At 46.7% G+C, this 12848-nt stretch carries 9 protein-coding genes; all 9 read left to right on the forward strand.

The annotated features are described in order from the left end of the window. The first annotated feature begins 35 nt into the window (after positions 1–35). Positions 36–1022, forward strand: a complete 987-nt coding sequence (locus FKN16_RS18055; RefSeq protein WP_005394705.1) for an ABC transporter permease — start codon at positions 36–38, stop codon at positions 1020–1022. A gap of 2 nt (positions 1023–1024) precedes the next feature. Then, positions 1025–2050, forward strand: a complete 1026-nt coding sequence (locus FKN16_RS18060; protein ID WP_005394707.1) for an ABC transporter permease — start codon at positions 1025–1027, stop codon at positions 2048–2050. A 2-nt stretch (positions 2051–2052) separates the two neighbouring features. Next, positions 2053–3036 (forward strand): ABC transporter ATP-binding protein, encoded by a 984-nt coding sequence (locus FKN16_RS18065; RefSeq protein WP_005394709.1) that lies wholly within the window; start codon positions 2053–2055, stop codon positions 3034–3036. A gap of 48 nt (positions 3037–3084) precedes the next feature. After that, the gene (locus FKN16_RS18070; RefSeq protein ID WP_005394711.1) at positions 3085–4080 is read left to right on the forward strand and encodes an ABC transporter ATP-binding protein; all 996 of its coding nucleotides are present in this window, start codon (positions 3085–3087) and stop codon (positions 4078–4080) included. Between the two features lie 62 nt (positions 4081–4142). Continuing rightward, positions 4143–5882: a glycoside hydrolase family 9 protein gene (locus tag FKN16_RS18075; RefSeq protein ID WP_170903303.1), complete on the forward strand. Its 1740-nt coding sequence runs from the start codon at positions 4143–4145 to the stop codon at positions 5880–5882. 2 nt (positions 5883–5884) lie between these two features. Then, the gene (locus tag FKN16_RS18080) at positions 5885–6775 is read left to right on the forward strand and encodes an N-acetylglucosamine kinase (protein WP_170903304.1); all 891 of its coding nucleotides are present in this window, start codon (positions 5885–5887) and stop codon (positions 6773–6775) included. An 8-nt stretch (positions 6776–6783) separates the two neighbouring features. Further along, a complete protein-coding gene (locus FKN16_RS18085; RefSeq protein ID WP_170903305.1) occupies positions 6784–8703 on the forward strand; it encodes a family 20 glycosylhydrolase in 1920 nt (639 codons plus the stop codon). 84 nt (positions 8704–8787) lie between these two features. After that, positions 8788–11196: a N,N'-diacetylchitobiose phosphorylase gene (locus FKN16_RS18090; RefSeq protein WP_170903306.1), complete on the forward strand. Its 2409-nt coding sequence runs from the start codon at positions 8788–8790 to the stop codon at positions 11194–11196. 106 nt (positions 11197–11302) lie between these two features. Further along, positions 11303–12715, forward strand: a complete 1413-nt coding sequence (locus FKN16_RS18095) for a phosphoglucomutase/phosphomannomutase family protein (RefSeq protein WP_047008966.1) — start codon at positions 11303–11305, stop codon at positions 12713–12715. The last annotated feature ends 133 nt before the right edge of the window (positions 12716–12848 follow it).

The following is a 12848-nucleotide window of genomic DNA, read 5'->3' on the forward strand; positions in this document are numbered from 1 at the left end:
ACAGGGAAAAAATCTGGGTGAGTAAGGTGTGAGTTATGGGTTATTTTTTAAGACGTTTGTCGTTCTATCTTGTCGCGCTCTTAGTTGCAGCGACGTTAAACTTTATTATTCCGCGAGCAATGCCTGGTGACCCAGTTACCATGATGTTTGCTAACGCTTCTGTACAGGTGACGCCAGAACGAATCGCAGCAATGAAAGAACTGCTCGGTTTCGTTGATGGGCCGATTTACATTCAGTACTTTTCGTACATTAAAAACATTCTAAGTTGGGAGCTAGGTACATCAATCCAGTTCTACCCTCTTTCAGTTAACTCTTTACTAGGTAGTGCATTTGGCTGGTCTCTCTTCCTAGCTGGTACTGCGGTTGTACTTTCTTTCTCAATCGCTTCTGTACTCGGTATTTTTGCCGCATGGAAGCGTGGTAGTAAGTACGATGCATTCGTAACGCCTGGTACATTGATCATTCAAGCTATCCCACAGATGGTTATCGCAATGTTAGCGCTGTTTACCTTTGCGATTGGCCTAAAATGGTTCCCATCTGGCTATGCTTACACGCCAGGTACTATCCCTGATTGGTCAAGCTGGGAGTTCATCAAAAACGTGGGTTACCACGCAGTACTCCCTCTATTCTGTGCAACCATCGTTCAGATCGGCGGCTTCCTCGTCAATATGCGTAACAACATGATCAACCTTCTCGCCGAAGACTACATCACGATGGCGAAAGGCAAAGGGCTGAGCGAGAACCGTGTCGTCTTCAATTACGCCGCACGTAACGCGCTACTTCCAAGTGTAACCGCGCTATCTATGTCTTTGGGTATGGCCATTGGTGGCCAATTGATCATCGAGATGATTTTCAACTACCCAGGTTTAGGCACCGTGCTACTTAACGCAATTCACGCTCGTGACTACCAAGTACTTCAAGGTCAGTTAATTATCATGACGATGTTCATGCTGTGCTTCAACTTAATGGCTGACATGCTGTACATGATTCTAGACCCTCGCCTACGTACGGGAGGCAAATAATCATGAAAGAACTATTCAAACTTATTTTAGGTAACTCATTCGCTCGCATTGGCCTTGGTATTGTTACCGTATTCGTATTCGTTGCGATCGCAGCTCCTTTACTTACGAAACATGCGCCAGACAAGCGAACCGGTAATCCACACGAATACCCTAGCTTTGTCGTAAAACAAGCGCAAAATAATCCTGATGGCTGGGTAGCTAAAAATCTAGCAGATGATCGTCGTACGCTGATTATGTCGAAAAAGGCTGATCACGTTCTGGGAACTTCACGTATGGGTCGTGATATTTGGTCACAAGTGGCTTACGGTGCTCGCGTATCGCTAGGTGTCGGCTTTGGTGCTGGCATCATCGTATGTTTCCTAGCAACGGTCATTGGTATCTCGGCAGGTTACTTCGGCGGCAAAGTGGATGACATATTGAGTGCAGCGATGAACATCATGCTGGTAATCCCTCAATACCCATTGCTCTTTGTACTGGCAGCCTTTATTGGCGAAGCAGGTCCACTCACCATTGCCTTGATTATCGCTGGTACCTCTTGGGCGTGGGGCGCACGTGTTGTCCGTTCTCAAACCATGGCTCTGCGCGAGAAAGAGTTTGTGAAAGCCGCTGAAGTATTGGGCGAGTCTTCATTCCGCATCATCTTCGTTGAAATTTTACCAAACCTAATCCCGATTGTCGGTGCAAGCTTCATCGGCTCAGTAATGCTCGCTATCAATACTGAGGCTGTAATCTCGTTCTTGGGCCTGGGCGATGCCAACACCATCAGTTGGGGCATCATGCTTTACAACGTGCAAACCTCATCAGCAATGTTGATTGGCGCATGGTGGGAAGTATTAGCACCTTGTATCGCCTTAACTCTTTTGGTGACTGGTCTTGCTCTACTTAACTTTGCCGTTGATGAAATTGCTAACCCACAGCTTCGTTCTCACAAAGGCATGAAACGCTGGAAGAAACTGGCAGAGAAAGACAAGAAAGAGCGCGCGCCTGAAATGGCACCACAAAATGCACTATGGAGCGGAGATAAATAATCATGACTGCACCACTAATTTCTATCCGTAACCTATGCGTAGATTACATCACAGATGCGGGCGATGTCCGCGCCTGTAACAACGTTAGCTTTGACATTGCGCCAGGTGAAGTCTTTGGCCTGGCAGGTGAATCTGGCTGTGGTAAATCCACAGTTGCTTTCTCGCTCATGCGTCTTCATAAGCCGCCAGCATTCATCACTGGTGGTGAGGTCATCTTCAACGGTGAAGACATCATTAAGTACAGCGATGAACGTATGCAATCATTCCGCTGGAGCGAGATGTCGATGGTGTTCCAAAGTGCTATGAACGCATTAAATCCGGTGCTTACGATGGAAGAGCAGTTTTGCGATGTCATCATGCGCCATACCAACATGACACGTGAACAAGCGAAAAAGCGCGCCGAAGGATTGTTGGAAATCGTTGATATTCACCCAAGCCGCTTGAATGACTACCCACACCAATTTTCTGGTGGTATGCGCCAGCGCTTAGTCATTGCGATTGCTCTGGCTCTCAATCCAAAGATGATCATCATGGATGAGCCAACGACGGCACTCGATGTTGTGGTTCAGCGTGAGATCTTACAAAAAATCTATGCACTGAAAGAAGAGTTCGGCTTCTCGATCCTTTTCATTACCCACGACTTGTCACTCATGGTCGAGTTCTCGGATCGAATCGGCATTATGTACTCTGGTGAGTTGATTGAAGTCGCCCCTTCTAAGCAAATTCTGGAAAGTCCTTACCACCCTTACACCAAAGGTTTGGGTAGCTCTTTCCCTCCACTAACTGGTCCTAAAACCAAATTAACTGGTATTCCAGGCAACCCTTTGAACCTATTAGAGATTCCTCAAGGCTGCCGCTTCCAAGCTCGCTGCGACCGCGTCCACGAAGCTTGTACACGAGTACCAACTCAGCTGCGTCAAATTGAACCTGGTCGTTTTTCAAATTGCCACTTATACGGCGACACGATTGCTCAAGCTAAGGTTTAACAACAAAAAATAACGCTAGCTAAGAACAAAATTACACTGGAGAGAATTATGAGCAAACAACTCGGCGAACTGCTGATTGAGGGTAAACATGTCGTTAAGGACTTCCCTTTAAATAGTAACTCAATCAAGCAGTCAAAAATGCGCGCGATCAACGACGTGTCATTCAAGATGTACAAGAGCCGCGGTTTGTCAGTAGTAGGTGAATCAGGATCTGGTAAATCTACTACCGCTAAAATGATAGCTAAAATGTACGCCCCTACCGAGGGTGTAATCGAATACAGAGGTCGTGATATCCAAGATATTACCTCTCGACATGACTTGATGACATACCGTGAAGGCGTACAAATGGTATGGCAGGACCCATTTGGCTCACTAAACCCTACACACAATATCTTTCACCACATTGCTCGCCCGTTGCTGATCCATAAAAAGATTGCACCAGGCAACAAAAAGGAACTGGAAGAACGTGTGTACGACCTACTTGAACAAGTTGGTCTTATTCCACCAAAAGAAACGGCGCAAAAGTTCCCGCACCAGCTATCTGGCGGTCAGCGTCAACGTGTAAACCTAGCTCGTAACATCGCTGTAGGTGCAGAAGTGGTATTGGCAGATGAGCCAACATCAATGCTGGACGTGTCAATTCGTGCTGGTGTTCTTAACTTGATGGAAGAGATGAAGTTCGAGAAACAAATGTCTCTGCTTTACATCACTCACGACATCGCAACGGCGCGTTACATTGCTGAAGATCTCGCGGTTATGTACGTAGGTCACATGGTTGAATGGGGGGATACTGAGGAAATCATTCACGATCCTCAACACCCATATACGCAACTGTTGGTATCTGCTGTGCCTGATCCATCGAAGTCTATCCACGAGAAGCTGAAAGGCAACAAAGGGGAAATCCCACTTTGGACACCGGATTCAGTCGGCTGCCCATTTGCAGGACGCTGCGTACACGCAACCGATAAATGTCGCGAACGACTACCAGGCGTCACTCAGCTTTCTGAGAACCACTTTGTTCGCTGTTACTTATTTGAAGATTAATTATAACGAGGGTCAGGTTCAGCCTGACCCATTCCTGTTTTATCGTTTCCCGGAGACATTGAATGCTGCTACTGACTAACCACATTGGTTATGAACATCTGGGCCCAAAGAAAGCCATTGTCCAGACCGAACAACCACACTTGTCTTCTTACACTGCTCAATTGATTTGTGCCACTAGCGAGCAAACCGTGGCAACTTTTGCGGTTGAAGAACAAGGTAAAGTGGCGAACTGGCATCAGGGCTATTTCTACCTCATCGACTTTTCATCTTTCACAGATTCAGGCGACTATTTCCTGCAAGTGGAAGATACGCGCTCTTCCTCTTTCACCATTGGCGAACATATTCTGTTGGATCAAACTTTGTCGGATGTGATCCACTACTTCAAATCACAACGTTGTGGTGGAATTTTCGATCAACAAGATCGACAAGTTCCAGTGCTCAGCGCCAACCAAACGGTTGATGTACACGGAGGGTGGTACGACGCATCTGGAGACGTTAGCAAGTATTTAAGTCATCTTTCATACGCTAATTATTTGAACCCTCAACAAACCCCAATGGTGGTTTGGAACATCCTAAAAGGACTTTCATTGCTTGAAGGAAGCGAAGACATTGCAGCCTTCACACGTACACGTCTTATTGAAGAAGCCCTGTTCGGTGCAGACTTCCTTGTTCGTATGCAAAACGAAAAAGGCTTCTTCTACATGACAGTCTTTGATAAGTGGAGCAAAGATACTGCGCAACGAGAAATCTGTGCCTACGAAACGCAACTTGGTCACAAATTTGATGACTACCAAGCAGGCTTTCGACAAGGTGGCGGTGTCGCCATCGCAGCGCTGGCCGCGGCGTCGCGTTTAGGTGTTCACGGCGAATACGATCAACAAAAATACCGCAATGCTGCTGAAAATGGTTACTGGCACTTAAAAGAGCACAATACGCAGTACCTCAATGATGGTGCAGAAAACATTATCGACGAATATTGTGCGCTACTAGCCAGTGTAGAACTGTTTAAAGCCACCAAAGAAACTCGCTACTTGGAAGAGAGCCGTTTGTGGGCACAACGCTTAGTTGCCCGCCAAATGAGCGACGAGCAGATTCAACACTTTTGGTCAGCAAACCAAGACGGCAGTCGTCCATACTTTCACGCTGCCGAAGCAGGTCTACCCGTTATTGCCTTGTGCGAATATCTATCAATTGAAGACGACTCCGTACAGACAGAATCTGTAAAACGCATCGTTAACCGAGCGTGTGAGTTTGAGATCAAAATATCGAATAAAGTGACCAACCCATTCGGTTACCCTCGCCAGTATGTTAAAGGCGTAAATGAGTCAAAACGCGATGCATTTTTTGTCGCACACAACAATGAATCCGGCTATTGGTGGCAAGGCGAGAATGCTCGATTGGGCTCACTCGCGACCATGGCGTATCTTGCTCAACCGCATATAGCGTCGCAGGAAATACAGCAACAACTTTCCGTGTTTGCTCAAGATGCCTTGAACTGGATTGTAGGCTTAAACCCATACGACATGTGCATGCTTGATGGCCACGGTCGCAACAACCCTGATTACCTTCCTCAATATGGTTTCTTCAACGCTAAAGGCGGTGTGTGTAACGGAATCACTGGCGGCTTTGAAGACGAGGAAGACATCGCATTTAACCCACCAGCACAAAAAGACGACATGTTACAAAACTGGCGCTGGGGCGAACAATGGATCCCGCATGGCGCTTGGTACTTACTCGCGATAATGAGTCAAGCTCAGCATATTTCTCAGTTGGCAACCTCTAAAAATATTAAGGAACAATAATCATGGGGATGTATTTTGTCGGTATCGATGGTGGCGGCACGTCATGTCGAGCCAGGATTAAAGATTCACAAGGTAATTTTATTGGCGAGGCCAAAAGCGGCAGCGCCAACATCATGCTAGGAGCTGAAATAGCAATGGCTTCGATTCTTGAATCCATAACTTCAGCAGCCGAGCAAGGCGGTCTGACACAACAAGATTTTGCATCGATGCATGTCGGCTTAGCCCTTGCAGGTGCTGAGCACAAAGCATCTTGGCAAGCCTTCATGTCTCTTCCTCATCCGTTTACCAGTATGACTCTTAATACTGATGCTTACGGCGCGTGCGTTGGTGCACACAATGGCGAAGATGGCGCAATCATGATCGCAGGAACGGGTTCTTGTGGCATCTATCTTAAAGGATTGGAGCAGCACGTTGTCGGTGGTCGCGAATTCCCGATTTCGGATCAAGGTGGCGGCGCAGTGATGGGGCTTCGCCTAGTTCAACAAGTGTTGTTAGCTGAAGATGGCATCAGAGAGAAAACGCCTCTAGCACAACACGTCATGGCACATTTCGAAAATGACGTTGATAACGTGGTGGCTTGGTCTAAACAAGCACTTCCTCGTGATTATGGGCAGTTTTCTCCTGCAATTTTCCAACATGCAGAACAAGGTGATGCACTGGCAATTGAAATGCTGAAACAAACTGCAGCTGATATAGAAATGTTTCTCGTGGCATTAAACAAGCGTGGCGCAACGCGTATTTGTTTAATGGGCAGCATTGCTGAACGTATTTTACGTTGGCTTTCGCCACCAGTTCAGCAATGGGTTGTTGAGCCACAGTTTGACGCGATTGAAGGCGCAATTATGTTTGCAGGTAAACCTGAACACAACCTTTACTCGCTCAGTGCGGCGTAGGAGTAGATATGGAATATCGTGTTGATCTCGTCGTCCTATCAGAGCAAAAGCAAAACTGCCGTTTTGGATTGACGTTTCATAATTTAAGCGATCAAGATCTCCACAATTGGAGCCTGATTTTTGCTTTTGATCGCTACATTCTGCCGGATAGTGTTTCGAATGGTCAGCTCAAGCAAATTGGCAGCTACTGCACCCTCAAACCAGAAGGGTTGGTGCTGGCAGCTAACCATCATTTTTACTGCGAGTTCAGTATTGGTTCGAATCCATTCCGTTACTATTCTGATGGATTCAATGAAGCCTTGGTCAACTTTGAAGTCAACGGCAACCTTCAGCGAGCTCAAGTCGATGTCACGCCGATCGTATTGGCTTCACCGTACCGTGAACGTAGTGAGATCCCTTCCAGCTTGACGCATGCGCAGCCTTTATTGCCAAAACCAAACCATATAGAAGTCAGCGATCACTACTTTAGCTTTAATCATCAAGCTGGCGTTGCGGTTTATTCAAACCTAGCCAATTCAGCTAAAGAGTGGTTACTTGAAGAGCTTAAGCGCATTCATCAATTTGAGTTCGCATCAGACAATGGCAGTCAGATCATCTTCAAAGGCAACCCAACCTTGGATGAAGGCGCTTACAAACTGAAGGTAGCAGAAGAGTCGATCAAAATTGAAGCTGGCTCTTCGTCTGGTTTTACCCATGCTTGTGCAACGTTATTGCAACTGATCAAAGTTGGCGATCAACCAGCCTCAATGGAAGTGGTTTGCTGTTCAATCAAAGACCGACCACGTTTTCGTTACCGCGGTATGATGCTAGATTGTGCTCGCCATTTTCACTCCGTTGAGCAAGTCAAACGTTTGATCAACCAGTTGGCTCACTACAAGTTCAATACATTCCATTGGCACCTTACCGATGATGAAGGTTGGCGAATTGAGATCAAATCATTGCCTCAACTAACCGATATTGGTGCATGGCGTGGGTTGGATGAAACCAATGAGCCACAGTACACGCACCTTGCTGAGCGTTACGGCGGTTTTTACACTCAAGAAGACATCAAAGACGTGGTTGCCTTTGCTTCGAAACGAGGCATCACTGTTATCCCTGAAATCGATGTACCAGGCCACTGCCGAGCTGCCATCAAGTCGTTACCACACCTATTGGTAGAAACAGAAGATACCACCGAATACCGCAGTATTCAGCATTACAACGACAACGTCATTAACCCAGCTCTGCCGGGAAGTTATGAGTTTATCGACAAAGTGTTGGAAGAAGTCTCCGCGCTGTTCCCTGCGCCTTATGTTCATATCGGTGCGGATGAAGTACCTAACGGGGTTTGGTCAAAAAGCCCTGCGTGCCAAGCACTAATGGAACAACTGGGTTACAGCGACTACAAAGAGTTACAAGGGCACTTCTTGCGTCATGCCGAAGACAAACTGCGCAAACTTGGCAAGCGCATGCTGGGTTGGGAAGAAGCACAGCATGGTGACAAAGTCAGCAAAGACACAGTGATCTATTCGTGGTTAAGCGAAGAAGCGGCGTTGAACTGCGCGCGCCAAGGTTTCGATGTGGTGCTACAACCTGCACAAACCACCTACCTAGATATGACCCAAGACTACGCACCAGAAGAACCGGGCGTGGATTGGGCGAACCCGTTGCCGCTAGAAAAAGCTTACAACTATGAACCACTCGCTGAAGTGCCAGCCGACGATCCAATACGTAAACGCATTTGGGGCATTCAAACAGCATTGTGGTGCGAAATCATTAACAACCAGTCTCGTATGGACTACATGGTCTTCCCGCGCTTAACCGCAATGGCAGAAGCATGTTGGACAGACAAACAACACCGAGACTGGACCGACTATTTATCACGCTTGAAAGGACACCTATCGCTGCTTGATTTGCAGGGAGTGAATTACCGTAAACCGTGGAAGTAATACAGAGCTGATGTAGAAGCATCACGCTTGAAGAGTTTTTAAATTTTGGCTGCAGATGCAGCTTTGTAAAAAGGAAATACACAAATGAAATACGGCTATTTCGATAACGAGAATCGTGAATACGTCATTACTCGCCCTGATGTACCTGCTCCTTGGACCAACTACCTAGGTACAGAAAAATTCTGTACCGTTATCTCGCACAACGCGGGTGGCTACTCGTTCTACAACTCTCCAGAATACAACCGTGTTACTAAATTCCGTCCAAACGCGACATTCGATCGCCCAGGACACTACGTTTACCTACGTGATGATGAGACGGGTGATTACTGGTCAATCTCTTGGCAACCAGTTGCCAAAAGCCTAGACGAAGCGAACTACGTAGTTCGTCATGGTTTGTCGTACTCTAAATTCAAGTGTGAATACAGCGGCATTAGCGCAACCAAAACGCTCTTTGTACCAAAAGGCGAAGATGCAGAAATTTGGGATGTGGTCATCAAGAACACCTCTGACAAACCGCGTACGATCAGCGCATTCTCATTTGTCGAGTTCTCGTTCAGCCACATTCAATCTGATAACCAAAACCACCAGATGTCTCTCTACTCTGCTGGTACGTCATACAACGAAGGCGTGATTGAATACGACCTGTACTACAACACGAACGATTTCGAAGGCTTCTACTACCTAGCGTCAACGTTTGATCCAGATTCATACGACGGTCAACGTGATAGCTTCCTAGGTCTATACCGCGACGAAGCAAACCCACTAGCAGTAGAACAAGGTAAGTGTTTTAACACCGCACAAACGTGTTACAACCACTGTGGCTCTCTGCACAAGCAATTTACTATCCAACCAGGTGAAGAAGTTCGCTTTGCTTACATTCTGGGTATCGGCAAAGGTAACGGTGAACGTCTGCGTGCTAAGTACCAAGACCTTGCAGAAGTCGACAATGCATTTGCGGGTATCAAAGCACACTGGGATGAGCGTTGTGGCAAGTTCCAAGTGAAATCACCAAACGAAGGTCTAGATACCATGATCAATGCTTGGACACTGTACCAAGCAGAAACTTGTGTGGTGTGGTCTCGTTTTGCTTCGTTCATTGAGGTGGGTGGTCGTACTGGTCTTGGTTACCGCGATACAGCGCAAGATGCAATCTCAGTTCCTCACGCTAACCCAGCAATGACGCGCAAACGTATCGTTGACCTACTGCGCGGCCAAGTGAAAGCGGGTTACGGTCTACACCTATTCGATCCAGACTGGTTCGATCCAGAAAAAGCGGATGTTAAACCATCGAAATCCCCAACAGTTGTTCCTACTCCATCTGATGAAGACAAGATCCACGGTATTGAAGACACGTGTTCTGATGACCATCTATGGCTAGTTCCAACCATCTGTAAGTACGTGATGGAAACGGGTGAGCACAGCTTCTTCGACGAAGTGATCCCTTACGCAGATGGCGGCGATGCAAGCGTTTATGACCACATGAAAGCAGCGCTAGACTTCTCTGCGGAGTACGTGGGTCAAACCGGTATCTGTAAAGGTCTTCGTGCAGACTGGAACGACTGTCTAAACCTAGGTGGCGGCGAGTCTTCAATGGTGTCTTTCCTACACTTCTGGGCGCTACAAGAGTTTATCGACCTTGCAAAATACCTACGCAAAGACGCTGACGTTGAGAAGTACACCGAGATGGCGGCAAACGTGCGTGAAGCGTGTGAAACACACCTTTGGGACGAAGAAGGCGGCTGGTATATCCGTGGTCTAACGAAAAACGGCGACAAGATCGGTACTGCACAGCAAAAAGAAGGTCGTGTACACCTTGAGTCAAACACGCTTGCAGTACTTTCTGGTGCGGTATCTCAAGAGCGCGGTGAGAAAGCGATGGACGCAGTCGACGAAAATCTATTCTCTGAATACGGCCTTCACCTAAACTCGCCATCATTCGCTACGCCAAACGATGACATCGGTTTCGTAACGCGTGTTTATCAAGGCGTAAAAGAGAATGGCGCAATCTTCTCGCACCCAAACCCATGGGCTTGGGTAGCTGAAGCGAAACTGGGTCGTGGTGACCGTGCAATGAAGTTCTACGATGCACTTAACCCATACAACCAGAACGACATCATCGAAAAACGTATTGCAGAACCTTACTCATATGTTCAGTTCATTATGGGTCGTGACCACCAAGACCACGGTCGTGCAAACCACCCATGGTTAACAGGTACATCTGGCTGGGCTTACTTCGCTGTTACCAACTTTATCCTTGGTGTGCGTACAGGCTTCGATGGCCTGACTATCGATCCATGTATCCCAACAAACTGGCCAGGGTTTGAAGTGACTCGTCAGTGGCTAGGCGCGACTTACAACATAAAAGTCGTTAACCCTGACTCAGTCAGCAAAGGCGTGAAATCTATCACTCTGAACGGCGAAGCTATCACTGGCGCATCAGTACCAGTTCAAGCGGAAGGTTCCGTCAACGAAGTGATCGTAACACTAGGTTAATCGCTTCAAAACGTCCCAATGCACTTTTGCTTTTTAGCTTGTGCATTGGGCTCGCTAGCAAAATTTTAAGGCGCGGAGTATTGCCGCCCTTATTGAGGTTCGAATCATGATCAAATTTGGTACAGGCGGTTGGCGCGCATTCATCGGTGAAGAATTCACCAAAGATAATGTACGTTTGGTGGCTCAAGCAGTCGCAAACATTACGAATAACGAATCTGTTGCTGATCGCGGCTTTGTCATTGGTTATGACCGACGCTTTCTGTCTGACAAAGCTGGCCGTTGGTTTGCCGAAGTTTTAGCAGCAAACGGCATCGTCGTTAGCTTTATCGATAAGTTTGTTCCAACGCCTATCGTAATGTTTAAAGCGAAGGAAATGGGCTGCGCTTACTCGGCATGTATTACGGCATCGCACAACCCGGCCGATTACAACGGCATTAAAGTCTTCATTGAAGGCGGTCGTGATGCAGATGAAATCATCACCCAGAAAATCGAATCACAAATCAATACGCTCACTGCACAAGATGTAAAAAGTGTCGATTTTGAACAAGCGGTTGAAGATAAGCTGATTCAAATTATCAACCCGATGAACGAATTCGTAGATTCGATAATTAACTTTATTGATATCGAGTCGATCAAAAAAGCCAACCTACGCGTTTTGATTGACCCGATGTTCGGTGTCGCAAAAAATGCACTGCAAACCGTATTAATCAACGGCCGCTGTGACGTTGATGTGATTAACGATGGAAAAAACCCAGACTTCGGTGGGTTAATGCCTTCGCCAAGTGCTGCAACACTCTACCGTTTGATGCACCTAGTAAAAGAGCAAGGTTACGATATTGGCATCGGTACCGATGGCGATGCGGACCGTCTTGGTATTATTGACGAAAAAGGTAACTTCATTCATCCGAATGAAGTCCTGATTCTACTTTATTATTACTTATTGGAGTACAAAGGTTGGACAGGTTCCGTGGTACGTAACATCGCGACGACTCATCTTCTCGATAAAATTGCTGAAGACCACGGTGAAAAATGCTTTGAGGTACCAGTAGGCTTTAAGCACATCAGTTCTCAAATGGAAGCGGATGACTCACTGATTGGTGGGGAAAGCTCTGGTGGTTTAACTATTCGCGGTCATATCAAAGGTAAAGATGGTGTGTTCGCATCAAGCTTACTGGTTGAAATGATCTCGGTAACGGGCAAAAAGTTGTCTGAACTACTAGATGAAATCTACGGTAAGTACGGCTACGCGTACATGGCAGAAGGTGATTGCAAATTCAAACCAGCGCAAAAAGAAGCCCTGTTCAACAAGATATATGTTGAAAAACAACTGCCTGAGTTTGAGTTCGATATTGAAAAAGTCAGCTACGAAGATGGTGCGAAAGTGTACTTCAAGAATGGCGGTTGGATCATCGCCCGCTTCTCTGGTACTGAGCCACTACTGCGTATTTTTGCAGAAATGCAAGATAAGGACACTGCGGAACGTGTTCTTCAACAGTTTAAAGACTTCTTATCTTTATAACTGACCTTGTGCCCGCTTCGAGCACTTCGGCTACGCTTGTCATGTAATTCAAGCTGTCGCTAAGGGGGAGAATACTTGCCCGGCATTACTGCCGGGCTTTTTTATTATGTGTAGGAAGGAATAAGAGAAGTAG

The organism is Vibrio sp. 11-4(1), assembly GCF_013048625.1.
Classification (GTDB): Bacteria; Pseudomonadota; Gammaproteobacteria; order Enterobacterales; family Vibrionaceae; genus Vibrio; species Vibrio diabolicus.

Bases quoted from the DNA above. Each gene is read 5' to 3' on its own strand.
- FKN16_RS18055 (WP_005394705.1), top strand. From the start codon at position 36: ATGGGTTATTTTTTAAGACGTTTGTCGTTCTATCTTGTCGCGCTCTTA.
- FKN16_RS18060 (WP_005394707.1), top strand. From the start codon at position 1,025: ATGAAAGAACTATTCAAACTTATTTTAGGTAACTCATTCGCTCGCATT.
- FKN16_RS18065 (WP_005394709.1), top strand. From the start codon at position 2,053: ATGACTGCACCACTAATTTCTATCCGTAACCTATGCGTAGATTACATC.
- FKN16_RS18070 (WP_005394711.1), top strand. From the start codon at position 3,085: ATGAGCAAACAACTCGGCGAACTGCTGATTGAGGGTAAACATGTCGTT.
- FKN16_RS18075 (WP_170903303.1), top strand. From the start codon at position 4,143: ATGCTGCTACTGACTAACCACATTGGTTATGAACATCTGGGCCCAAAG.
- FKN16_RS18080 (WP_170903304.1), top strand. From the start codon at position 5,885: ATGGGGATGTATTTTGTCGGTATCGATGGTGGCGGCACGTCATGTCGA.
- FKN16_RS18085 (WP_170903305.1), top strand. From the start codon at position 6,784: ATGGAATATCGTGTTGATCTCGTCGTCCTATCAGAGCAAAAGCAAAAC.
- FKN16_RS18090 (WP_170903306.1), top strand. From the start codon at position 8,788: ATGAAATACGGCTATTTCGATAACGAGAATCGTGAATACGTCATTACT.
- FKN16_RS18095 (WP_047008966.1), top strand. From the start codon at position 11,303: ATGATCAAATTTGGTACAGGCGGTTGGCGCGCATTCATCGGTGAAGAA.